The 20,776-nt window shown below is 67.5% G+C and carries 28 protein-coding genes; 11 read left to right on the forward strand and 17 right to left on the reverse strand.

From position 1 onward, the window contains the following. Positions 1–84: 84 nt before the first annotated feature. Entirely contained in the window at positions 85–879 is a 795-nt protein-coding gene (locus ACZ522_RS05040; RefSeq protein ID WP_379694442.1) for a helix-turn-helix transcriptional regulator, read from the reverse strand. A 223-nt stretch (positions 880–1,102) separates the two neighbouring features. On the opposite strand from ACZ522_RS05040, the gene ACZ522_RS05045 reads away from it, so the two are divergent. After that, the gene (locus ACZ522_RS05045) at positions 1,103–2,134 is read left to right on the forward strand and encodes a DMT family transporter (protein WP_379694439.1); all 1,032 of its coding nucleotides are present in this window, start codon (positions 1,103–1,105) and stop codon (positions 2,132–2,134) included. 25 nt (positions 2,135–2,159) lie between these two features. Here the strand turns inward: ACZ522_RS05045 and ACZ522_RS05050 are convergent, their stop codons facing one another. Then, positions 2,160–2,513, reverse strand: coding sequence for a hypothetical protein (locus tag ACZ522_RS05050; RefSeq protein ID WP_379694436.1), 354 nt, complete (start codon positions 2,511–2,513; stop codon positions 2,160–2,162). Positions 2,514–2,632: 119 nt separating this feature from the next. On the opposite strand from ACZ522_RS05050, the gene ACZ522_RS05055 reads away from it, so the two are divergent. Together ACZ522_RS05055 and ACZ522_RS05060 are read left to right on the forward strand one after the other, a co-directional pair. After that, positions 2,633–2,851: a hypothetical protein gene (locus ACZ522_RS05055; protein ID WP_379694433.1), complete on the forward strand. Its 219-nt coding sequence runs from the start codon at positions 2,633–2,635 to the stop codon at positions 2,849–2,851. 151 nt (positions 2,852–3,002) lie between these two features. Next, positions 3,003–3,218 (forward strand): hypothetical protein, encoded by a 216-nt coding sequence (locus ACZ522_RS05060; RefSeq protein WP_379694431.1) that lies wholly within the window; start codon positions 3,003–3,005, stop codon positions 3,216–3,218. 22 nt (positions 3,219–3,240) lie between these two features. On the opposite strand, the gene ACZ522_RS05065 is transcribed toward ACZ522_RS05060, so the two are convergent. The 3 genes from ACZ522_RS05065 to ACZ522_RS05075 form a co-directional block, all read right to left on the reverse strand. Continuing rightward, positions 3,241–4,431: a metal-dependent hydrolase family protein gene (locus ACZ522_RS05065; RefSeq protein WP_379694428.1), complete on the reverse strand. Its 1,191-nt coding sequence runs from the start codon at positions 4,429–4,431 to the stop codon at positions 3,241–3,243. A 143-nt stretch (positions 4,432–4,574) separates the two neighbouring features. Next, positions 4,575–5,321, reverse strand: a complete 747-nt coding sequence (gene psmA / locus ACZ522_RS05070; RefSeq protein WP_379694425.1) for an archaeal proteasome endopeptidase complex subunit alpha — start codon at positions 5,319–5,321, stop codon at positions 4,575–4,577. A gap of 117 nt (positions 5,322–5,438) precedes the next feature. Beyond that, positions 5,439–5,618 carry an HVO_2922 family protein gene (locus ACZ522_RS05075; RefSeq protein ID WP_379694423.1) on the reverse strand — a complete coding sequence of 60 codons (180 nt, stop codon included), beginning with the start codon at positions 5,616–5,618 and terminating at the stop codon, positions 5,439–5,441. Positions 5,619–5,659: 41 nt separating this feature from the next. Between ACZ522_RS05075 and ACZ522_RS05080 the strand changes: the two genes are divergently transcribed. Beyond that, positions 5,660–7,102 (forward strand): cation:proton antiporter, encoded by a 1,443-nt coding sequence (locus tag ACZ522_RS05080; RefSeq protein WP_379694420.1) that lies wholly within the window; start codon positions 5,660–5,662, stop codon positions 7,100–7,102. A gap of 61 nt (positions 7,103–7,163) precedes the next feature. Here the strand turns inward: ACZ522_RS05080 and ACZ522_RS05085 are convergent, their stop codons facing one another. The 5 genes from ACZ522_RS05085 to thyA form a co-directional block, all read right to left on the reverse strand. After that, on the reverse strand, positions 7,164–7,799 hold the full coding sequence (locus tag ACZ522_RS05085) for a class I SAM-dependent methyltransferase (protein WP_379694417.1): 636 nt from the start codon (positions 7,797–7,799) through the stop codon (positions 7,164–7,166). A gap of 125 nt (positions 7,800–7,924) precedes the next feature. Next, positions 7,925–8,251: a DUF7344 domain-containing protein gene (locus tag ACZ522_RS05090; protein WP_379694415.1), complete on the reverse strand. Its 327-nt coding sequence runs from the start codon at positions 8,249–8,251 to the stop codon at positions 7,925–7,927. Positions 8,252–8,382: 131 nt separating this feature from the next. After that, positions 8,383–8,580 carry a DUF4177 domain-containing protein gene (locus ACZ522_RS05095; RefSeq protein WP_379694412.1) on the reverse strand — a complete coding sequence of 66 codons (198 nt, stop codon included), beginning with the start codon at positions 8,578–8,580 and terminating at the stop codon, positions 8,383–8,385. Then, positions 8,577–9,161: a dihydrofolate reductase gene (locus tag ACZ522_RS05100; protein ID WP_379694409.1), complete on the reverse strand. Its 585-nt coding sequence runs from the start codon at positions 9,159–9,161 to the stop codon at positions 8,577–8,579. The genes ACZ522_RS05095 and ACZ522_RS05100 overlap by 4 nt, the downstream gene beginning before the upstream one ends. Next, positions 9,161–10,162, reverse strand: coding sequence for a thymidylate synthase (thyA, locus tag ACZ522_RS05105; protein WP_379694407.1), 1,002 nt, complete (start codon positions 10,160–10,162; stop codon positions 9,161–9,163). The genes ACZ522_RS05100 and thyA overlap by 1 nt, the downstream gene beginning before the upstream one ends. A gap of 112 nt (positions 10,163–10,274) precedes the next feature. On the opposite strand from thyA, the gene ACZ522_RS05110 reads away from it, so the two are divergent. Then, the gene (locus tag ACZ522_RS05110; RefSeq protein ID WP_379694405.1) at positions 10,275–10,853 is read left to right on the forward strand and encodes an MBL fold metallo-hydrolase; all 579 of its coding nucleotides are present in this window, start codon (positions 10,275–10,277) and stop codon (positions 10,851–10,853) included. A gap of 6 nt (positions 10,854–10,859) precedes the next feature. Here the strand turns inward: ACZ522_RS05110 and ACZ522_RS05115 are convergent, their stop codons facing one another. From ACZ522_RS05115 to ACZ522_RS05130, 4 genes are all read right to left on the reverse strand, one after another. Next, positions 10,860–11,165 carry a DUF5827 family protein gene (locus tag ACZ522_RS05115; protein ID WP_379694402.1) on the reverse strand — a complete coding sequence of 102 codons (306 nt, stop codon included), beginning with the start codon at positions 11,163–11,165 and terminating at the stop codon, positions 10,860–10,862. A 203-nt stretch (positions 11,166–11,368) separates the two neighbouring features. Next, on the reverse strand, positions 11,369–11,968 hold the full coding sequence (gene sod / locus ACZ522_RS05120) for a superoxide dismutase (protein ID WP_379699567.1): 600 nt from the start codon (positions 11,966–11,968) through the stop codon (positions 11,369–11,371). A gap of 244 nt (positions 11,969–12,212) precedes the next feature. Further along, complete coding sequence (locus ACZ522_RS05125; RefSeq protein WP_379694400.1) at positions 12,213–12,860, reverse strand: superoxide dismutase; 648 nt, start codon at positions 12,858–12,860, stop codon at positions 12,213–12,215. A gap of 70 nt (positions 12,861–12,930) precedes the next feature. Next, positions 12,931–13,566, reverse strand: a complete 636-nt coding sequence (locus ACZ522_RS05130) for a DJ-1/PfpI family protein (protein ID WP_379694398.1) — start codon at positions 13,564–13,566, stop codon at positions 12,931–12,933. Positions 13,567–13,883: 317 nt separating this feature from the next. On the opposite strand from ACZ522_RS05130, the gene ACZ522_RS05135 reads away from it, so the two are divergent. Continuing rightward, positions 13,884–14,978, forward strand: coding sequence for a DUF8054 domain-containing protein (locus ACZ522_RS05135; protein WP_379694396.1), 1,095 nt, complete (start codon positions 13,884–13,886; stop codon positions 14,976–14,978). Positions 14,979–14,984: 6 nt separating this feature from the next. Here ACZ522_RS05135 and ACZ522_RS05140 read toward each other — a convergent pair whose 3' ends face one another. Both ACZ522_RS05140 and folP read right to left on the reverse strand, forming a co-directional pair. Continuing rightward, positions 14,985–15,662 carry a 6-hydroxymethylpterin diphosphokinase MptE-like protein gene (locus ACZ522_RS05140; protein ID WP_379694395.1) on the reverse strand — a complete coding sequence of 226 codons (678 nt, stop codon included), beginning with the start codon at positions 15,660–15,662 and terminating at the stop codon, positions 14,985–14,987. A gap of 190 nt (positions 15,663–15,852) precedes the next feature. Next, positions 15,853–16,995: a dihydropteroate synthase gene (gene folP, locus ACZ522_RS05145; protein WP_379694393.1), complete on the reverse strand. Its 1,143-nt coding sequence runs from the start codon at positions 16,993–16,995 to the stop codon at positions 15,853–15,855. Positions 16,996–17,153: 158 nt separating this feature from the next. Between folP and ACZ522_RS05150 the strand changes: the two genes are divergently transcribed. Both ACZ522_RS05150 and ACZ522_RS05155 read left to right on the forward strand, forming a co-directional pair. After that, positions 17,154–17,759, forward strand: coding sequence for a hypothetical protein (locus ACZ522_RS05150; RefSeq protein WP_379694391.1), 606 nt, complete (start codon positions 17,154–17,156; stop codon positions 17,757–17,759). Next, positions 17,760–18,572, forward strand: coding sequence for an RNA methyltransferase (locus ACZ522_RS05155; RefSeq protein WP_379694389.1), 813 nt, complete (start codon positions 17,760–17,762; stop codon positions 18,570–18,572). Between the two features lie 33 nt (positions 18,573–18,605). On the opposite strand, the gene ACZ522_RS05160 is transcribed toward ACZ522_RS05155, so the two are convergent. Beyond that, on the reverse strand, positions 18,606–19,097 hold the full coding sequence (locus ACZ522_RS05160; RefSeq protein WP_379694386.1) for a MaoC family dehydratase: 492 nt from the start codon (positions 19,095–19,097) through the stop codon (positions 18,606–18,608). A 165-nt stretch (positions 19,098–19,262) separates the two neighbouring features. Between ACZ522_RS05160 and ACZ522_RS05165 the strand changes: the two genes are divergently transcribed. The 3 genes from ACZ522_RS05165 to ACZ522_RS05175 all read left to right on the forward strand — a co-directional run bounded on the left by ACZ522_RS05165 (position 19,263) and on the right by ACZ522_RS05175 (position 20,776). Continuing rightward, complete coding sequence (locus ACZ522_RS05165) at positions 19,263–20,192, forward strand: M48 family metallopeptidase (protein WP_379694585.1); 930 nt, start codon at positions 19,263–19,265, stop codon at positions 20,190–20,192. A gap of 115 nt (positions 20,193–20,307) precedes the next feature. Next, complete coding sequence (locus tag ACZ522_RS05170; RefSeq protein ID WP_464391814.1) at positions 20,308–20,493, forward strand: DUF2249 domain-containing protein; 186 nt, start codon at positions 20,308–20,310, stop codon at positions 20,491–20,493. A 49-nt stretch (positions 20,494–20,542) separates the two neighbouring features. Then, positions 20,543–20,776: a DUF2249 domain-containing protein gene (locus ACZ522_RS05175; protein ID WP_379694384.1), complete on the forward strand. Its 234-nt coding sequence runs from the start codon at positions 20,543–20,545 to the stop codon at positions 20,774–20,776.

Raw genomic sequence — 20,776 nt, forward strand, 5'->3', positions numbered from 1 at the left:
TGTAAAACGGTTCCGTTTCGAGACGACCGTGCCGTACCGTGACGAGCGACGGACCGGCACGCGCCGGGACAGGGCCGGAGGCGGTTACGAGGAGAACTCGTCTCGGTCGAGCGGAGACGCCGACTCCCAGTACTCGTCGAAGGTGTCCCGCGCCCACGAGCGAACCGTCTCGTCGTCGGTGTCCACCGACGCGCGAAGGACGCCGCTCCCGTCGCGAACCAGCAGGTGAACCACATCGTCGACGATAGTCACGGCGAGCGGGATGTCCTCGTTTCGGGTGCGAATCTCCGCGGCGTCGGCGTCGAGGAGCGATTCGAGTCGCCGTCGCAGCGTCGAGTCCTCCGCGAGGGCCGAAACGGCGTGCCGCGAGAGGACGGCTTCGAACGTCTGTTCGCCCGCGGTGGTCCGCTCTTGGACGACCGTGAGGCTCTGTTCGTTGAACGCGTGCGAGAACGCCCGCACCTCGTCGGCGTCGTCCAACAGGTCGAGGACGCGCTGGACCGGCGCGTTCGGCCGCGTCTCGCTCGGGACGGTGATGGTGGCGTCCGCGAGGTGTCTGAGGTCGAAGTCCATCGCCCGCGTCGGCAGGTAGCGGACGATGCCGCGGAGTTCTCCCTCCGTCTCCAGAATCTCCAAGAGGTCGGTGAACCCCCGCGAGACGAGTCGTCCCGTCGCCGTCGCCTCGTACTTGCTCCCCTCGCGTCGGACCCACGACCGCTCCTCGAAGTCGCCGAGGATCCGCCCGAGCGTCGCCTGCGACGCGCCGGTCTCCGACGCGAGTTCGTTCCGCGTCCGCGGGCCGTCGGAGAGCAGGCGCAGTACCTCGACTCGGTTCGACGAGAGCGCGAGAAACTCTATCTCCTCCAGCGCGGATTCCATACGGCCCCTGGTGCCCGTCGTGGTAAACCACTTTCGCACCGTGAAAGCGTTTCATCCCCCGAACCGCTGTCGCGGGCTCGCGATATTTCTTACCGTGAAAGGATTTCTGAATTAAACTATAAGCGTGAGGCCCCTATCGGAGAGTAAGATGATTCTTCCCTCTCACGTGCCCCTCTCTGCGGGTACGGCGCACGCACTCGGAATCGACGGGGGGTGGGCGTAAGTGGCCGACCGCCGCACGCTCGCCTTCTTCGCCCTGACGAGTCTCCTCTTCGGCGGGACGTTCGTCGCGGCGAAGGCCGGACTCGGTTACTTCCCGCCGCTTCTGTTCGTCGCCCTCCGGTTCGACGTGGCGGCCGTCGCACTCGCGAGCTACGCGATTCTCACCACCTCGCGCGACGGACTGCTCCCCCGGACGCGCGGCGACGCGGTGGGCATCCTCTCGACGGGCGTCCTCGCCATCGGCCTCACGAACGCGCTCCTGTTCGTCGGCCAGCAGTACGCCACGAGCGCCGTCGCCTCCATCGTGTTCAGCCTCAACCCGGTTCTGACGCCGGTGTTCGCGGCGGCCCTCCTCTCGGACGAACGCCTCTCGGCGCGCGGCGTCGCCGGGATGATTCTCGCCCTCGTCGGCGTCGGACTCGTCGTCAACCCCGACCCGGCGAACCTCCTCGCAGGCGGGTTCGGCAAGGCGATCCTGCTCGCAGGCGCTGTCGCCGGCGCGCTGGGGAGCGTCCTCATCCGATGGGCCGACGGCGGCCTGTCGAGTACAGTCCGCACCGCGTGGGGCCTCCCGTTCGCCGCGGTGCTCTGTCACCTCCTCAGTTGGTCGGCGGGCGAGTCGGCGGCGGCCATCTCGTGGACGCCGACGGCGGTGCTCGCACTCGCGTACGTCGGCATCTTCGCCGGCGCGGTGGCGTACATCACCTACTTCGGCCTCATCGACGAAACCGGGGCCATCCGGGCGAACCTCGTGTTCTACGTCGTGCCCGTCGTGGCGACGCTCGGCGGGGCGGCGTTCCTCGGCGAGGCCATCCCGCTCTCGGCGCTCGCCGGGTTCGGCGTCATCTTCGCGGGGTTCGCGGTGCTCGGAAGCGAGTCCGTGGACGCGGACGGCCTTCGCGCGAAGGTGCGCCAAACGGTGTCCGTCTCCTCGCGGCGGCATCTCCCTGCGATGTTCGTCAACCGCGCCCCGTCGGACGAACGGCGGGACGCGGCCGAGGAACGCCGGGGCAGAGTCTTCGACTCGGACTGAACGCCGTACGCGCCCGACTCTCTTCTCACCGCCGACGACACCGGCGGAGCACGTCCGCTACCTCCCTCGCGTCGTCGTCCACCGACCGGTCGAACCGGTACGCGGTGAACCGCGGGAACGTTCGACGGACGAGGACGGTGTCGCCGTCCACGTCGACGGCGCGGACGCGACGCCACGGGACGAGGGAGTTACCCTTCGAACCGCGCCGGCCGACGACGAGTCCCGACTCGATGACCGTCACCTCGAACGACCGGTCGTTGGCGAAGGCGATGAGAGAGCCGAGAACGGACCCGGTGGTGACCGTATCGTCGAAGGCGAAGTGAACGAGGACGCCGAGGGAGACGGCGAACTCGTCGCCGGAGGGAAAGCGGGGACGCATCGCCTCGAATGTTATTTCAGTTGATAAAAAACGTACGCATCAATGAGAACTATCGCACAGAGACACATTCTCTACAGCGGCCACTAGCCATTTTACTGTCGCCCCGTTAACATACTGATATGGTAGATTGGAAGAAATACTGGGCTGCGATAGGCGTTGGCGAACTGATAGTCATTGGCGCGTTGCTCTTCTTCTTCCCGGAGCCGACGACGTCGATCATCGGAATCGCCCTCATTGCGACCGCCGTCGTCGTCTGGTTGGCGGGGTGGCTCAGGGGCGACGATAACGACGGCGACGAGTACGACGACGAGTACGCGGAGACCGAAACGACCTACTGAGCGGCGCACGCGTCGTATCGCCGACGTCAAGCGGTGCCGACCGACGCTCGGCGAACCGATTCGAACTCGTTCTCATCCGTACGTATCGATCGTGCTGACAGTCTACTCAGCGGCCACTATCCCTTTCACCGTCTGTCGGGATAGTTGTAATATGGTTGACTGGACGAGGTACTGGGGTGCAGTAGGCGTCGCAGAACTGCTAGTCATCGGAGCGTTGCTGTTCTTCTTCCCCGAACCGACGACGTCGTTCGTGGGGATGGTGCTGGTTCTGGTCGCCGCCGTCGCGTGGTTGGCCGGATGGTACGGCACCCGCGATCAGAGGACCGGACGAGAGGAGACGGACAGAGAGAGAGACACGACGTACTGAACGCCGCGGAGCGCTCCTTTTTTCAGACGATTCGTTCGCCCGCGACGAAGACGGCCTCGGACTCGCGCCACGCCGAGGTGTCTTCCGTCGGGTCGGCGTCGAGGACGACCACGTCGGCGCGGTAGCCCGGTTCGACGAGGCCGGCGTCGTCGAGTCCGAGCAGTTCCGCGCCGGTCACCGTCGCCGCCTCCAACGCCGCCTCCGGCGACATGCCGTACTCGCACATCAGTTCCATCTCCCGGAGGGCGTTCTCGCCGTGGAAGTTGAACGGCGTGCCCGCGTCGGTGCCCATCGCCACGGTGACGCCCGCATCGAGGGCGTGTTCCCACGCGCGTTCGAACCGCTCCCGGGCGTCTTCGGCCTTCTCGACGGCCTCCTCGGGGATTCCCCCTTCGACGCCGTTCTCGACGATACCCTCCAAGGCGCTGGCGGTCGGCACCCAGTACGTCCCCTCCTCGGCCAGCAACTCGGCCGTCTCGCGGTCCATGAACGTCGCGTGTTCGACGCTCGTTATCCCCGCGCGGACGGCGTTCTGAATCCCCCGCTGACCGTGGGCGTGCGCCGCCGTCGGGACGTTCTTCGCCGACGCCGTCTCGACGAGCGTTTCGAGTTCCTCGGGCGTGAGTTCCGGCGCGCCGGTCTGTGCGCCCTCGGTGAGGACGCCGCCCGTCGCCATGCACTTGACCACCTCCGCGCCGTGTTTCAGTTGCTCGCGGACGGCCTTCCGCACCTCGTCCGCCCCGTCGGCCTCCCGGCCGAACCGGTGGCCGTGCCCGCCGGTCATCACCACGTTCTCGCCGCAGGCGACGACCCGGGGACCGTCCAAGACGCCCGTTTCGACGGCGGTTCCGGCGTCGAGTGCGAGCGTTCCGGGCGCACCCAAATCGCGGACGGCGGTGACGCCCGCCTCGACGTTTGCGCGGAGGTTCGCGGCGGCGCGGTAACTCAGGAGTTCTCGGCTCTCGGCGTTCGCCGTCGTCACGTCCGGGCGGCCGTCCATCATCAGGTGGACGTGCGCGTCCACCAGACCGGGCGCGACCACCTTCCCCGAGACGTCGACGGTCTCCGCGTCGTCGGCGTCGTCGGCCGCGTCGTCGGCGTCGTCGCCGACCGCGACGATTCGACCCTCCTCGGGCGAGAGAGCGACGTCGGCGTCGCGCGTTCCGTTCGCGTCCGCGACGCGGCCGCCGGCGAGTACGTACAGGCTAGTCATATCTGCCGTCGGTTCGCCACCGCCCCGCGTAAACCTCCGGGTAGCGGTAGCGCGGGTCGGAGAAGAGAGCGCGTCGCCGGACCGGTCCGACGGGTCGAAAGCCGCGTTCGCACCTGTCGCACGGAGTTCGCCGTCCGTCGCGATTACTCGTCTTCGTCTTCGTCGGAACCGCCGAACTCCTCGACGATGGCCGCCACGTCGTCCTCCTCGACCTCGTGGTACCCCTCGTTGGAGATGGTGGCGATGGCGATTTCGTCGGCCGACAGTTCCTCCTCGCCGACGAGGAGGGCGCGGATGGCCAGCGTGACGCCGTCGTCCACGGAGAGGTTGTCGTCCCACTCGTCTTCGAGGAACTCCTGGATGTCCCCGCGGTTCGCGCCGATGGCGACGGCCTTCCACTCCTGGGGCGCGCCGGAGGGGTCCGTCTGGAAGAGGCGCGGCGCGGCGTCCGCGCCCTCGCCGTTCATGCCGCCGATGAGAAGCGACGCGCCGAACGGGCGCGTCCCGCCGATCTGCGTGCTCTCTTGGATGTCGTCCGAGAGCGACTTCGTCAGCGTCTCGACGCCGAGGGGTTCGCCGTAGCGGAGTCGGTTCCGCTGGGCCTCCGTCCGGGCGTCGTCGACGAGTTGCCGGGCGTCGGCGACGTGACCCGCGCTCGCCGCGCCGAGGTACTCGTCGAGTTTGTGCAACTTCTCGATGCTCTCGGTCTCCATGAGGCTCGAACTCGTCCGTCGCTGTGCGGCGAGGACCACGCCGTCCGTCGTCCGCACGCCGACGCTCGATGCGCCACGCTTGACCGCCTCGCGGGCGTACTCGACCTGATAGATACGTCCGTCGGGGGAGAACAGAGACGTCCCTCGGTCGTACGCCTGCTGGTCGTTACGGTTCATCGCTTACTTATCCGGTCCGGGCACTGATAAAGCCACCACCGGAACACGATATTACCGCATCTCGCCGCGAATCGGCGCTGCAGCGACCGTCACGGCGATTCCCCGCTCGACCGGTCGTCACAGCTCTTCGATGGTCGCCTCCGGCGCGTTCAACTTCACGCTCCGGATGCCCTGTTTCGCCTTCTGCTTCGAGGCGTACCCCTCTCCGCTGTCGGCGATTACGTTCCCGTTGTCGTGGACGAGTCGCCACCGGTACTGCCCGGCCTTGTCCTCGTAGAGCTCGAACGTCGCTGACACGCCTCGCCGTTCGACCCGGGCGAACTAAAACGTCGGCGGCGGTGACGACGCAAGACGACTCGGAACGACGCTCGCGGTACCTCAGATGCAAGGGCGACGGCTTTTGCCCGTCCGTCGCCGGACTCCTCAGAGAACTCATGGCAGCGTACGAAATCGGTCTCCTGTTCGTCGGCATCGCACTGTTAGGGACCGCCGTCCTGCCGCGGCTGTTGGAACACCAACCCCTGTCGTTTCCCCTCGTGTACGTCGCTTCGGGGACGCTCCTCTTCGCAGCCGTTCCCGGCGCGCCCGCCCTCGACCCGGTCGCGAACTCCTATCTGACCGAACGGCTCACCGAACTCGTCGTCCTGATATCGCTCATGGGTGCGGGGTTGAAGATAGACCGCCCCTTCTCCGTGTGGTCGTGGGCGGCGACGTGGCGGCTACTCGGCGTCGCACTGCCGCTTACGGCCGCTGCGGTGGCGGTTCTCGCGTGGGGATTCCTCGGCCTCCTGCCGGCCACGGCCATCCTGCTCGGGGCCGTCCTGGCGCCGACCGACCCGGTGCTCGCGTCCGGAATCGAGGCCGGCGCACCGCTGACGGAGTTAGAGGAGGAGGCTGACCCGCGCTACAGGTGGGGGTCGGTCCGGTTCGCGCTCACCTCGGAAGCCGGCCTCAACGACGGGCTGGCGTTCCCGCTCACGAACTTGGCTATCGCCGTCGCCGGGGCTTCGGTCGCAGGCGCATCGCTCGCTGACGGGAACTCGTGGCTGTTGGAGTGGTTCCTCGTCGACGTCCTCTACAAGATCGGCGCGGGGCTCGTCCTCGGGTACGTGATCGGACAGGTCATGGCCCGGTTCCTGTTCCGCCTGCCGATTCCGGAGAGCGTCGCCGAGATGCTGCACGGGCAGGACGTGATGGCGGGCGTCGAAGCGTTGGCGACGACGTTCATCGCGTACGGGGCGACCGAACTGCTTGGGGGGTACGGCTTCATCGCCGTCTTCGTGGCCGCACTCTCGCTTCGACGCTTCGAGTGGGAGCACGACTACTACGTGGAGCTTCACGACTTCGCCGTCCTCACGGAGCGAGTGTTGATGGCGACGGTGCTCCTGCTGTTCGGGGGTGCCATCGCCGGCGGACTGCTCTGGCCGCTGACCGTCCCGCAGGCGCTAGTCGGTCTGGCTCTCCTGTTTCTCGTCCGACCGCTCGCCGGCGCTCTCAGCTTCGTCGGGACCCCCGCCTCGTGGCCGGAACGGGCCATCGTCTCCTTCTTCGGCATCCGGGGCATCGGGTCGTTCTACTACCTCTCGCACGCGTTGGCCGAGGCGTCGTTCCGGGAACGGGAACTCGCCGTCGCGGCCGAGGAACTGTGGGCGTTGGTGGGGTTCGTCGTCCTCCTGTCGATAGTCCTGCACGGGGTGAGTTCGAGTCCGGTGATGGACGCGTTCGACCGGTGGACGGAAGGGGGCGAAAGCGCCGTCGCCGAGGGCGAGGCACACCCGTAACGGCCTCGAAACGCCGGTGCTCGGCCGGACGCGTCGCGGAATGCGCCGCCGAGTCAGCCCCTCACTGCGGTCGGAACGCCCTGAACGTGTCTCTCTCCAGCGCGACGGTTTCGACCTCCGCGAGGCCGAGGTCGGTGAATATCTTTCGCCAGTTCCGGTAGTACAGCGGCATCTCCTCGTCCACGTAGTTCACCGCCGGGCCGTCGCCGCCGGCCGACGACGCGCCGTCGCTTCCACTTCCGCCGCCTTCGTTCTCCACGGTGACGACGAGTTCGTCCGCGATTCGGGCTATCTCCTCGAACACCCACTCCCCGTCGGGGTGGACGTGCTGGAGCGTCTCCACCGAGTAGACGGCGTCGAACTCCCCGTCGTCGAACTCGCCGACGCGTTCGGCTATCGAGTCGGCGTAGAACGACCCCTCTGATTCGAGTTCGGGGTACTCCTCGGCCATCACGTCGAAGGAGTCCTCATTCACGTCGATGCCCGAGAGGTTCCGGTACCCGCTCTCGCGGAGGTGCGCGAGGTGTCGCCCCGCGCTACACCCGAGTTCCAAGACGGACCCCTCGGGGCCGACGGCCGAATCGAGCACCTCGCGGAGGCGTTCGCTCGTCTCGTTCGGGCCGTAATACGCGTAGTAGTCCGGAGAGTACTCCCCGGAGAGCGTTTCCCACCGCCGCCGAACGTCGTCGGCATCCATTCGTACTCGGTCGGACGCCACACGTAAAGTGTCGTCGTTGGGCGGTGGAGATTGGACGGCGGACGGCGGAAGAACGCGAACGGGGGAGGGTACCCGGAGGGGCGGAGCGTCAGAGGTTCGGACGGTTACTTCCGCGTCTCCCACCCGCCGACGGGCATCGCCCGCCGTCGGTCGGTGACGACGCGGTTCGCCGCGTCGTACGCGACGACGCCCGCGCGGTCCAGTTGCGGGAGGTGGTCGTAGTGGAGCGACAGCTCCAGCGCCGTTCTGTCGGCTTCGCTCAGCGGTCCGTCGGCCGTCGCGCCTTCGAGGGCGGCGACGCCGAAGGCGAGTTCGTCGAGCGAAAGCGGCGGCGTCGCCCGGCGCAGGACGGCGAGGACGTTTCGTTGCCGCGGCGTGGCGGGGCGGTACCGGGGTTCACCGACGTCTCGAACGGACGACGAACGGGACATGCCGCCCGAGACGCCGTTCTCCGACGTGAACGTAGCGCCTCTATACTTTGGTCCGGGACTGCCGCGCTGCGACGAACGCGGTGCGACGGACGAAAGAGACGCGCTCCCGGTCGGTTCGCCCCGATCCGGCGTCACGCGTCCGGTTTCGGTCGCTTGAACACCAGCGCCGTCGCGCCGTTCGCCCCGGCCGTCGAACGGCCGTCCGAGAGGGTGGCGACGAGTTCCCACTCCGCGTCGCCTAACTGGTTGAGGGCCCCCTCCATCGGTCCCGTGTCGCCGCTGAACAGGCCGCCGTCCGACGTTCTGATTATCTTGTACTCCCACTTCATCGGTCGTCGCCCCCGTCGGTCCGGTCGGACCGGTCCGCCCGTTCGTAGGTGACGAAGTCGAACGCCTCCCGTTCGTCGCGTTCGACTTCCTCCCACCTGCTCTCGTCGAACTCGGGGAACGTCGTCTCCCCCTTGTAGTCGTCGCGGAGTTCGGTCAGCACCATGCGGTCCGCGCGCGGGAGGAACGCCTCGTAGACGGCCGCGCCGCCGACGACGTACGCCGTCTCGACGCCCATCTCCGCGGCGGCCGACTCCGTGCGCGCCGTCGCCTCCTCGACGGAGTTCGCCGGAACCGCACCGTCCGGTAAGTCGAGATTCTGCGTCGAGAGGACGACGCTCGTCCGCCCGGGGAACGGCTCGCCGAGGGCCTCGACGACGTTCTCGTACGTCTTCCGCCCGAGGACGACCGGATGGCCCGTCGTCGTCCGCTTGAAGTGCTCCATGTCCTCGGGGAGGTGCCACGGCATGCCGCCGTCGCGCCCGATGACGCCGTTGTTCGCCACCGCGGCGACGAGGACGTACTCGACGTCGCCGGCGTCGGGCCTCCCGGCGTCCGCCTCGCCGGAGTCGTCCGCGGTCATCACTCCGCCACCGCGAACCGGATGCCCTCCGCGGGGTCGTAGCCGCGGAGTTCGATGTCGTCGTACGTCAGTTCGTCGAGGGGCTTGTCCGCCACCTCGATAGTCGGGCGTTCGCGGGGCGTCCGCGAGCACTGTTCGAGGAGTCCGGGCACGTGGTCGTAGTCTCGCGCATCGTCGGGCTCCGCGGGGGCGGACTCGACCAACCAGTCCCGCACGTCGAGGTACTCGGAGCGGTCCGACACGTCGGCCAGACGCGCCTGCAGGCCCGAGAGGTGGTCGGCGTACCACGCGCCGCGTTCGCCCTCGCCGCAGTAGACGTGCGCGTCCACGACGGTGTGGGCGAACGTCCCCGGTTCGAAGCCGGTTCGCTGGGCGACGGCGGTCAGGAGAAGCGAGTAGGCGGCGATGTTGAACGGGATGCCGAGCGCGGTGTCGCCCGAACGCTGGGTGAGGTGGAGGTTCAACCGGTCGCCCTGCGCGTTGAACACGAACGAGTAGTGACACGGCGGCAGGGTGGAGACGGCGGCGTTGGCGGGGTGCCACGCGTTCACGACGAGGCGGCGGGAGTTAGGGTTCTCGCGCAGTTGGTCGAGGACGTACTGGATCTGGTCGAACGTGCGTTCGTCGTCGTTCATCCAGCGGTGGTCGTCCTCGGGCCACGCCTCGCCGGGCAGGCCCTCCTCGGGGACGGGGAAGCGCCGCCAGAACCGCCCGTAGGCGGTGTCGAGGCGGCCCTCCTCGTCGGCCCACGCGTCCCAGATGCCCGTCTCCTCGCGGAGCGTCCGGATGTGCTCCTCGCCGGAGAGGTACCAGACGAACTCGTGGATGAGCGAGTTCCAGCGAAAGCCCGAGAGATCCTTCGTCGTCAGGAGCGGAAAGCCCTCCGCGAGGTCGATTTCGTAGTGCTGGCTGAACGCCGAGATGGTGTCCACGCCCGTTCGGTTCGGTTTGTACTGCCCGCCGGAGAGAACGTCCGTCACTAAGTCGAGATACTGTCTCATGGTGCCCCCAAGGTCTGTCGAGAGGTACCTCCCACTCCTATTAAAAATCGAGGAAGCGGAGATGCGTCCGAGAGACAGAACACCGAAATCCCTCTCGCCCGTAGCGACGGACGTGATTACCAACCTCGCCCGCGGCGTCAACGCCTTCACCAGCAACGCCTTCCTCGTCACCGGCGAGACGACTGCGCTCGTCGATACCGGCGCGAACTTCGACGTCGTCGCCGCGATTCGAGAGCACGCGGACGAACTCGACCGAATCTATCTCACCCACACGCACGACGATCACGTCGGCAACGTCGAGGCCGTCCGCGAGGCGTTCGGCGTCGAGACGTGGGGATTCGACCCCGACCACCCCCTCGTCGAGAACGAAATCGCGGACGGAGAGACGGTCGAAATCGGCGACGACGACTACCTCGCCCTCCACACGCCGGGACACAAGGACGACCACCTCTGCTTGTACTCGCGGGAGGCGCGGACGCTGTTCGCGGGCGACCTGATATTCGCGAACGGGAGTTTCGGCCGGACGGACTTAGCGGAGGGACACCGCCCGACGCTGATAGAGAGCATCGACCGCGTCCGCGAGACGGTCGGCTCCGACCTCGACGTGATGCACACCGGCCACGGCCCGAGCGTCGAGGACCGGGCCGTCGAGGACATCGAGTTCGCGGGCCGGGCGGCGCGGATGGGCTGACTGTAACTACTCGTCCGCGCCTTCGGGAATCTCGTCGGGTTCGCGGTCCTCGGAGACGACGCCGAAGTAGCCGGGTTCGTCGCCGACGGGGTCGTTGATCACGAGTTCGTCCGCGTGCTTCATCAGCCACGGAATCGTCCACGCCACGACGCGGTCCTCGGTGTCGGCGTCTAACTCGGCGTCCGCCGGGAGGCCCTGAAGCAGGCGGGCGATTTCGGACACCGTGTACATCATCTCCTCGTCGAGGACCTCGCGGGGTTCGTAGAGGCGGTACGGGTAGAGCGTCTCGAAGTCGTCTTTCGGTCTGGGCATGATCACTCCTTCTCCGGCCGCGCGGAAAATCCCGCCGCTCCACCCCGAGGAATCACAACCGTTAACAGGGGTCGATAGAGCCCTGTTGGCATGGTTCGTCCGAAAGAGCGCCTCGTCTGGGTCTCCGTCTCCGACGGCTAGCGGACGAGAGAGCCGACGCTAGCGGACGGGGTGCGAAGAAAAATCGGGGTGTACGGAGTCGTCTACTCGAAGAGTTCGACGGCTTGCTCGTAGCGCGCGGAGGGTTCGTCCCAGTCGACGACCTCGAAGAAGTTCGAGACGAAGTCGCCGCGGGCCGGCCCGTAATCGTGGTAGTACGAGTGCTCCCAGACGTCCAGCGCCAGAATCGGGTGCGAACCCCACAGCGCGCCCTGGTCGTGTTTGTCCACGACGATGTTGCGCAGTTGGTTCGAGAACGAGTCGTAGACGAGAAGCGCCCAGCCGCCGGCGTTGCCCGCAGCGGCCTCGAACTCGCCCTTCCAGGCGTCGTAAGAGCCGAAGTCCTCCTCGATGCGGTCACGGAGTTCGCCCGAGGGTTCGTCGCCACCCTCCGGCGACATCGAGTTCCAGAACAGGTCGTGGAGGATGTGCCCCGACCCGTTGTGGGTGACGTTGCGAATCGCACCGGGCGACGAGGAGAAGTCGCCGTCCTCGCGGTTCTGTTCGAGGGTCTCCTCGGCGGAGTTCCAGCCGTTGACGTAGCCCTGGTGGTGGGTGTCGTGGTGCCACGTCAGCACCTGCTCGGAGATGTGCGGTTCGAGCGCGTCGTAATCGTACGGGAGAGGATCGAGTTCGTAGCTCATAGTAAGACCTCGCCCGATTGTACGTTGACAATTCTGATAAAGTTTGAGAAGCCGTATGGTACCGAGTACCAACGAGGGGGCATCGATACCGGGGGTCGGTCCAGTTCGGTAGCGGGAGGGACGCGGCGACTCGGAGGGTACGCTGGTCCGTCGAACCGAAAGGGGCACCGCCGACGGACTCGCTGTTCTCGACGTAAAACTCGGAGCGGTTTCCCGACCAGTCCGAAAAAATCGGCGGGCCGCCTCAGTGCGTGTGCTGACCGACCACGTCGGCGTTCCGCGCCTCGTCGTACCGTTGGGCCACGTCGTCCCAGTTGACGACGTCCCAGAAGCTATCGACGTACTCGCCGCGGTTGTTCTCGTACTGGAGGTAGTAGGCGTGCTCCCAGACGTCGAGGACGAGAAGCGGCGTCGAAGCGGACACCTGTTGGTTCTGGTGGTTCTCGTTCGCGACGACCAGCAGTCGGTCGGCGGCGTGGTCGTAGACGAGCTGTCCCCAACCCGACCCTTCGACGCCCTTCGAGGCGGCCGCGAAGTCGGATTTGAACTGCTCGAACCCGCCGAACTGCTCGTCGAGGGCGTCGGCGAGTTCGCCGCCGGGTTCGCCGCCGCCGTCGGGACTCATGTTCTCCCAGAAGATGGTGTGGTTGACGTGCCCCGAGAGGTTGAACGCGAGGCTCCGCTTTACGCTCTTTACGTCCCCCATGTCTCCGCTCTCGCGCATCTGTTCGAGCTGCTCCAGCGCGGAGTTGGCACCGTCCACGTAGCCTTGGTGGTGCTTGTCGTGGTGCAGTTCCATGATTCGCTCGTCGATGACCGGTTCGAGCGCGTCGTAGTCGTACGGGAGTTCCGGAAGTTCGTAGGTGGCCATGGGTGCTTCGAACGAACCCACGACAGACACCCGGTTAAATGTTAGCCAAGTTATACTTTCGGGTCACTTTCACGGTCGATAAACAGTCGCTTCAGCCGTCCGTTCGTTCGATTTCGACCGCGCTCGACGATTCCTTGCGGCGGTCGTACTCTATCTCGCGGGCGACTTTGGCGGCGATGTCGCTCCCGAACTCGCGTTCGACGACGTGGAGGGCCAGGTCGATGCCGGAGGTGACGCCCCCGGCGGTGAGTACGTCGCCGTCGTCCACGAACCGGGCGTCTCGAACCTCGGCCCCGGCGTCTTCGAGGTCTGAGAGGGCGGAGTGGTGGGTGATCGCCGGACGGTCCTCGAGGAGGCCCGCGCGGGCCAAGAGCATCCCGCCGGTACAGACGCCGGCGACGGTCATCCCGAACTCCGCGAACGCCGCGAGTGCCCCCGGAATGTCCCCTTTCTTCGCCTCCATCCCCGCCCCGGGTTCCGTGGCGTCGCTCCACCCGCCCCCGGGCACGAGGATGAGGTCGGTCGATACCGAGGCTTCGGGGTTCAGTTGGCCGTCGACGGCCACCTCGAGTCCGTGATTCGCGGTGACCGTCTCCCGGTCGTCGAGGGTGACGAGTCGCACGTCGCAGTCCGCGCCGAACCCGGCGGCGGTCCGAAACACCTCGTACGGCCCCACGGCGTCCAGTTCGTCGAACCCGTCGTAGAGCAGGATGCGAACGTTGTACACGACTCCGAATCGTCCCGCAGGGGTAAATCGGGTTCGGCTACCCCCCTCGCCAGGGGCCGCCTCGAACCGCACTCCCGCCTGAAACAGTCGGTATCTTCTTAACGTCTCGGCAGTCTCCCCGCGCCGCGGATGCTCGTATCGAGCATCCATCAAGTTGGATGAACTTTACCGCCCCGATAGCGCGGGATTAGCGGCCGGTATCTCGGTTCGGTCGCCGTTAAGAACCGATAGGGACCGACAAAAATCGGGTGACGTATCGGGAATCGTGGGTATGCAGTTCATACCTATCGGCGGGAAACGCTTCTGGGGTAGACGTAGTGCACAGAACTATCGACGACGTGGCGCGGCACACCGCGTCCCTGTTCGGGTCGATTCGGTCGACAGCGACGGCGGTGAGGCGTCGGAAAGACCCTCGCGTTATCGTGCTCGCGGTGGCGACATTCGCCGTCGTCGCGGGCGTCGTCGTGGGACTCGTCGCGCGGTGGCCCCTCGAAGGTGTCGTCCTCTCGTTCCTCCTGACGGCGACGCTCGCGGCGGTGTACGCGACGTCCGGCCCGCCGGCGTTCCGGGGCGGGGAGATTCGTGCGTTCTCGGCGACGTTCCGGCGACGGACCGGCGGTCGGACGGCCGACGAGTCCGCCGCCCGCAGCGAATCGGAGGCTGGCGACGTCTCGGCCGAACGACTCCTCCAAGAGGCGGGACTGCTCGCAGACGACGCCGGCGTGCGGAACGCCGCGGCCTACGAGGCGGCAGTTCGCGGACACGACGCCGCCGAGTTACCCCGTATCGCGCGCGACTTCGAGTCGGAGTGGCGGCGTCGAATCGTCGACATGGACGGGCGGGACGGCGACGCCGCCGCCCTCGCGTCTCTGCTCCGCGTCCCCGAGGAGGACGTGGAGTTGGAGTGGGACCCCGAAGGACCCGCGCTCGTCGCCTCCGTCCGCGGCCAACGCGCGGGTAACTGGCCGTCGCGGGCGGCGTTCGTCGCCGACGTGACCGCCGTCGCGGAGTTCCGGTCGGCGTTCCCGAAGTGGTGGTCGCTCTCGCCGGCGATGCGGACGCGCGTCCTCGCGGCGCTCAGACTCTGTCTCGACTGGTGTCCCGCCTGCGACGGATCGCTCAGCATCGACCGCCGACCGTCGCGAACCGGCGACGCGGACAGACAACGTCCGACGGGCCGCCGAGATTCTCTCGGCGACGCGGACGAGACGCGACGCGTCTCGTCAGCCCCTCAGACTGCGTCCGATGACGTTGCCGAACGGAGTTCGGCAAGCAGTCGGGCTTCGCCTGACGGCGCCACCGTCCTCGCCTTGACGTGCCAAGCCTGCGGCGCGGACGTGTTCGCGGCCGAACTCGACGACGGGAAAATCGACCCCCGGACCGCCCCCGCCGACGCGGACGTCGAACTGTAGCTACGGTCACGGGAGGGGGTCGATGGCGTCGCGCCGACCGTCGAGAACCGCGAACCGTTCCCCCCGGAGACGCTCTAACAGGTGGAGCAGACGCTCCGCCCACCGCAGTTTCCGCGCCTTCGACGCCGAGAGGGAGGGGTCGTCGAACGCCCACCCGACAAACCGGAGTTCGTCCGCGCCGAAGGCGTCGGCGGCGAACGCGGCGCGGTCGCCGTCGGTGAACCCGCCGAAGTTGTAGACGGAATCGACCGGGGCCGCCTGCGTCGTCGCGAGGACGTGCGCGGGGTCGAACGTCGGAACCCACTCCCGCACCGCGGGCACGTTGTCGCCGTGGGCGTGGGCCGCGACGGGCGTCCCCTCGCGGGTGAGTTCCCGCGCCGTCTCGGGGTTCTTGTCCAAGTCCGTCACCATCAGGTCCACGTCGAACCCGGCGTCTCGAACCGCGTCCGCGGCGGTGGAGGCGGCGAACACCCGGTCGGCGTCGCCGACGCGTTCGACGTCGTCGGGGAGAGAGGGCGCCGCGCCGACGACGGCGACGGTCCGACCGGTGCAGTCGAGCCTCTCGACGTCGAACGGCGTCGCGTACTCGGCGAGAACGTCTCTGGCGCGTTCGTCGCCGCTCCGGGGGTACCCGAACTCCGCGAGAATCGACTCGTAGACGGGTTCCCACGCTTCGAACCGCACGGCTACCGCTCTCCGAGTATAATACGGTGTGGGCCGGAATGGCACCAAGTACCCCTACCCGTATGCCCTTCCGGCGTCCAGTGGTGCGTTTTACGTCCGTCCGGCATAAGTTTTCTCTTAACTACCTCTCCGTACCCCGGACGAACGCCCGTCTGTCGGGGGTTCTCCGCGGCACTCTCTGGCACGATACTCACCTCGCCTCCGAGACGACGGCGTCGAGTGCGGCATCCGCCGCGTCCGAGGGCGAGTCCGCCGCCGCGCGCGTCGCCCGCAGGGCGTCCGGCGTCCCGAACAGGAGTGCGCCGCCGTCGCTCCCGCGGACGAACGTCGCGCCGCCGTCGGACGCCGCCGCGGCCACGGTCCGTTCGTCGGCGGCGGAGAGGCCGTCGAGTTCGAAGACCCTGACGACGGCGTCGCCCGCCATGTCGTCCTCGACGCCGAGGCGTTCGAGGTGGCGTTCGACCTCTCGGGGCGTCGTCGCGTCCAGTTCCTCGACTTCGACGTCGCCGCCGACGCGCACCCTCTCGCGGGCGAACGCCTCGCCGATGAGGGCGGCGTCGCGCGTCTCCCGGACGTCGTGGGTCCGGATCACGTGCGCGCCGCGTTCGACGGCCATCGACGTGGCCGCCAGCGACACCGGCAACGCCTCCTCGGTCGAACGCCCGGCGAACTCCCGGAGGAAGTTCTTCCGGTTGATGGAGACGAGAATCGGCCGGTCGAGTCCGCGGAACTCCCGGAGGCGGCGGAACGCCTCCCGGTCGTCTTCGAGCGTCTTTCCCTCGGACCACCCGCCGAAGGCGGGGTCCACGATGGTCTTGTCCGTGAGGCCGTTCATCGTCAACGCCTCGTAGATGTCGTCCACGTCCTCGACGGCCCCCGGGCGTTCGAGGTCCGGCGGACTCGCCATCTTCGCAACCGCGGCGTCGAACTCCTCGCAGACGCGCGGCATCTCCGGGTCGGCGAACCCGCAGATGTCGTTCACCATGTCGAACCCCCGCGAGAGGGCTTCTTCCGCGACTTCGTGGTAGCGCGTCTCGATGGAGAAGACGGCGTCGCCGGAGACGCTCTCTACGACGTCGAGGGCCGTGTCGAGTCGTTCGAGTTCCTCCTCGGCGGACAGCACCTCGAACCGCTTGTTCGCGGATTCGAGGCCCACGTCCACGATGTCCGCACCCTCGGCGACGAGTTCGGCGTCGACGTACTCGGCGGCCTCGCCCGCGTCGTTGAACACGCTCGGGTCGTACGGCGACTCCTCGGAGACGTTCAGGACGCCCATGATTCGGGGCGGGTAGTCGTCGCCGATGCCGAGTCCGGCCGCGTCGACGTTCTGCATACCCGGGCGGAAGGACGGCGGTTACATAGTCCGCACGGTCCCGGTCGCTCCGCGGGCCGCCGGGCCGGGAACCGCGAAGCCTCGGCGAGGGGCGTCTCGAACGCGTCAAGGCGGGGAAGTCACGCTCTTTTTATCCGTCCGTCGGTTACGTTCGGTCCATGGCGAAGGTCAGCATCGGACTCCGCGGGTGGCGCTTCGAGGAGTCCGAGGTGTTCACCGAGGGCGAGGAGTTCAAACCGCTCGACGAGGTTCCCGAGGACGTGCGGCGGCGACTCATCCGCCTCAGCTACCTCATGGGGAAACCGTGCGACGCCTGCTATCTCGTCCACGGCGAGGAGGAGAAGCGTCGCTGCAATCAGGCCGCCATCGTCTACGGCGAACCGATGGAGGAGGTACTCCTCTGCGACGACCACGAGGCGGACTTCCTCTACTGGTACCGCGAGGCGGGGGGCCGCGAGTTCCGCGGCGCCGAGGAGTTCCGCGACGAGTTCCACGAGTGGTTCGCCGACGGCGGCCGCGCCCCCGAGGGGTACGGCGGCCTCGAACACGTCGAGACGGACCCGAGCGAACTCCCGTCGCCGCCGGACCCCGAGGAACTGAACCGCCGACTCAACGAGAACTACGGCGGGAAGCGAAAGCGCATCAACCTCAAGACGGGAACCGTCACCTACGAGGAACCCGGCGAGGAGACGGACGAGGACGACTCGGTCGAGGAGTTAGACGACTCCGACATCGACTTCGACCAGGAGTACCCGACGAAGTAGATGCCGCCGCGCCAACACAAACCCGTCGTCGTCGTCGTCGAACCGAAGACGCCCGGTAACATCGGAACCATCGCGCGCGCGATGAAGAACTTCGGGCTCACGGACCTCAAACTCGTGAACCCGCCGGAGATGGACCGCGACAGCGAGGCGTACGGCTTCGCCGGCCACGCCCGCGAGGACGTCCTCCCGAACGCCGAGGAGGTGACCTTCGAGGAAGTCGTCGAGAACTACCACACCATCGGCACGACGGCGATAACGAACGAGGACAGTCGCCGACACGTCCGCTTCCCGTACAAGACGCCCGTCGAGGTGCGCGAGAGCCTCGAAACCGTCGAGACGAGGACGGCGCTCGTCTTCGGGCGGGAGGGGAAGGGCCTCAACAACGAGGAACTGGCCCGACTCGACGAGGTGTGCTCCATCCCCGCGAGTTCGGAGTACCCCGTCTTGAACCTCGGACAGGCCGCGACGGTGCTCATGTACGAACTCCGGAGCCTCACCGTCGAGGAGACGCAACTGCCCGACGTGGAACGCGAACGCGCCGACGAGGCGGACATCGACCGGTTCTACGACTTCTTCTCTGACTTCCTCGACTCCGTGGAACACCGCGACCACAAGCGCCCGAAGACGATGCGGATGATGCGCCGCCTCCTCGGCCGCGCCCACCCGACCGAACGGGAGGTACACACCCTCATCGGCATCTTCCGCCGGGCGAACCGCCATCTCGGCGAACGCGCCTCCCCGGACGACTCGGACGCCGCCGACGCGACGGCGGACGCCGGAGCGAACGCCGAACCGCGCCCGGACGACGACTGAGCGTCGGATCCGCGTTCCCGAACCGCCCGCGCGTCACTCCTCGCCGTCCGCTCCGTTTTCTCCGTTCTCGTCGCCCTCTCCGCTCCCGTCGCGCCGGGCGAACATCGTCAGCGCCACCATCGAACAGACGTCCTCGCCGTCCCCGTTCGAGGTCGTAATCCGCACGCGGACGAGTCCGCGACTCGGCGTCTCCTCGACTTTCTCCAGCACTTCCGTCCGAACCGAGAGCGTATCGCCCGGTCTGACGGGCCGCCGCCAGCGGAGTTCGTCCACGCCCTTCGCGCCCAGCGACGCCGACTCCGAGAGGAACTCCTCGACGAGCATCCGCATCGTCATCGCGGTGGTGTGCCACCCGCTGGCGATGAGGCCGCCGTACATCGACTCCTCCGCCGCCCGTTCGGGGTCGGTGTGGAACCACTGCGGGTCATACTTCTCCGCGAACGCCAGAATCTCGTCCTCCGTCACGTCGTACTCGCCGAACTCCTCCTCGTCGCCGACGGAGAAGTCCTCGAAGAACGTCGTCATGCCAGGCACGTCGTCCGCCGCCGGCAAGTACGTGCGGGTGACGGACGACGACGCCGGATACGGAGAAAATCGACCGACTGCGGTATCTCTCGGTAACCGTTTTGCGCGTCCCGACCCTACCGAGCGAGTATGAGCCACCGTCCACCCCGGCGACTCCGCCCGCTGATGCTGTTGGTGGGCGTCTCCATTTTGGCGTTCTACTCGCTGCTCTCGTACGGGAGTTACGTCCTCCTCGTCACCCTCTGGCGGTTGCGCCCCGACCCGGTGACGGCCGGACTCGTCGTCGGCGCGACGGCCGTCCTCTTCGGGTACGCGAGCCTCCGCTTCGGCACGCGCCGCCTCCTCTCGCGCCTCGACGCGCGCGAACTCCCGCGGAGTCGGTATCCGGGCGTCTACGGCATCTCAGACCGCCTCGCGGCCGAGATGTCCGTCGATACGCCCCGGATTCTGGTGACGCGACTCCCCGTCCCCAACGCGTTCGCACTCGACACCGCGGGCCGCGACACCGTCGTCCTCGACGCCGCCCTGTTCCGACTGCTGGACCGCGAGGAGTTCGAGGGACTGCTGGCGCACGAACTCGCGCACCTGGAGAGCAAAGACAGCCTCGTGCAGACGTTGACGTTCACGACGCTCCAGACGGCGGTCGGACTCGTCTCGCTCCTCGTCGCGCCGCCCGTCTTCCTCGTGACGGGACTCGCCCTCGCGGCGGCGTGGGTTCGGGGCGACCCCCGGTCGTGGCCGCGGACGCTCCCGGGCCGCCTCAAGGCGCGCATCGAGGAGGCGGTGTCCGTGCTCATGGTCGGCATCACGCTTCTCGCGCGCGCGCACTCGCGGCGGCGGGAGTTCGCCGCCGACGACAGGGCCGCGGAGGTGACCGGACGGCCGTTGGCGCTCGCCCGCGCCCTCCGAAAGATAGAGCGCACCGCCGAACCGCGGTTCGGCCTGCTGTCGCCCCTGTGGGTGTACGGCGAAGTCGAGTCCGAGGAGGAACGCACCCTGCGCGACCTGTTCTCGACGCACCCCCGAACGGAGGACCGGGTCGAACGGTTGCGCTCGCGCGCCGACTCCGGCCGCGTCGAGGTGGAGGTGCGGTAGCGAACACCATCGGGAGAACACCCAATACCGTCGTCGTCCGACGTCCGGCCATGTCCGACGCCACCGACGCGGCAGACGCCGCAGACGCCGCCGTCCGAACCTCGACGCCAGAGAGATAGACGGCGAACCGTTCTCTCACGTTGCGGCCGCCCTCGACGAACTCGGCGAACGGGAGACGCTCCTGTTGGTGAACAGTTTCGAACCCGAACCGCTGTACGCCGTCTTAGAACGCCGCGGCTTCCACTCCGAGACGACGGAAGTCGCGCCCGACGAGTGGCACGTCGAAATCACGCCCGCGTGAACATATTCGGGGTAATCGACACCCCGGCCGGCGCGGAACGTCCGACCGCATGACTGAGCGAAAACTCGACTTGCGCGACGTTCCCCCGCCGGAGCGACACCCGAAGATTTTCGAGACGTTCGAGGGCCTCGACGGCGGCGAGCGTCTCACCCTCGTCAACGACCATGACCCGAAACCGCTGTACTACCAGATGGAGGCCGAGGTGCCGGAGTCCGACCCGGACGCGTACGAGGTAGAGCGGGTCGGTCCGAACGAGTTCGTGGCGACGATTCCGAAGAAGTAG

This window comes from Halopelagius fulvigenes (assembly GCF_055398025.1).

Excerpts from the sequence above, each read along its gene's own strand:
- ACZ522_RS05155 (WP_379694389.1), top strand. The coding sequence starts at position 17,760 with ATGCCGCCGCGCCAACACAAACCCGTCGTCGTCGTCGTCGAACCGAAG.
- folP (WP_379694393.1), bottom strand. The coding sequence starts at position 16,995 with ATGCAGAACGTCGACGCGGCCGGACTCGGCATCGGCGACGACTACCCG.
- ACZ522_RS05065 (WP_379694428.1), bottom strand. The coding sequence starts at position 4,431 with ATGACTAGCCTGTACGTACTCGCCGGCGGCCGCGTCGCGGACGCGAAC.
- ACZ522_RS05090 (WP_379694415.1), bottom strand. The coding sequence starts at position 8,251 with ATGTCCCGTTCGTCGTCCGTTCGAGACGTCGGTGAACCCCGGTACCGC.
- psmA (WP_379694425.1), bottom strand. The coding sequence starts at position 5,321 with ATGAACCGTAACGACCAGCAGGCGTACGACCGAGGGACGTCTCTGTTC.
- ACZ522_RS05160 (WP_379694386.1), bottom strand. The coding sequence starts at position 19,097 with ATGACGACGTTCTTCGAGGACTTCTCCGTCGGCGACGAGGAGGAGTTC.
- ACZ522_RS05150 (WP_379694391.1), top strand. The coding sequence starts at position 17,154 with ATGGCGAAGGTCAGCATCGGACTCCGCGGGTGGCGCTTCGAGGAGTCC.
- sod (WP_379699567.1), bottom strand. The coding sequence starts at position 11,968 with ATGAGCTACGAACTCGATCCTCTCCCGTACGATTACGACGCGCTCGAA.
- ACZ522_RS05100 (WP_379694409.1), bottom strand. The coding sequence starts at position 9,161 with ATGACCGCGGACGACTCCGGCGAGGCGGACGCCGGGAGGCCCGACGCC.
- ACZ522_RS05060 (WP_379694431.1), top strand. The coding sequence starts at position 3,003 with ATGGTTGACTGGACGAGGTACTGGGGTGCAGTAGGCGTCGCAGAACTG.
- ACZ522_RS05165 (WP_379694585.1), top strand. The coding sequence starts at position 19,263 with ATGCTGTTGGTGGGCGTCTCCATTTTGGCGTTCTACTCGCTGCTCTCG.
- ACZ522_RS05040 (WP_379694442.1), bottom strand. The coding sequence starts at position 879 with ATGGAATCCGCGCTGGAGGAGATAGAGTTTCTCGCGCTCTCGTCGAAC.
- ACZ522_RS05055 (WP_379694433.1), top strand. The coding sequence starts at position 2,633 with ATGGTAGATTGGAAGAAATACTGGGCTGCGATAGGCGTTGGCGAACTG.
- ACZ522_RS05175 (WP_379694384.1), top strand. The coding sequence starts at position 20,543 with ATGACTGAGCGAAAACTCGACTTGCGCGACGTTCCCCCGCCGGAGCGA.
- ACZ522_RS05085 (WP_379694417.1), bottom strand. The coding sequence starts at position 7,799 with ATGGATGCCGACGACGTTCGGCGGCGGTGGGAAACGCTCTCCGGGGAG.
- thyA (WP_379694407.1), bottom strand. The coding sequence starts at position 10,162 with ATGAGACAGTATCTCGACTTAGTGACGGACGTTCTCTCCGGCGGGCAG.
- ACZ522_RS05050 (WP_379694436.1), bottom strand. The coding sequence starts at position 2,513 with ATGCGTCCCCGCTTTCCCTCCGGCGACGAGTTCGCCGTCTCCCTCGGC.
- ACZ522_RS05095 (WP_379694412.1), bottom strand. The coding sequence starts at position 8,580 with ATGAAGTGGGAGTACAAGATAATCAGAACGTCGGACGGCGGCCTGTTC.
- ACZ522_RS05115 (WP_379694402.1), bottom strand. The coding sequence starts at position 11,165 with ATGCCCAGACCGAAAGACGACTTCGAGACGCTCTACCCGTACCGCCTC.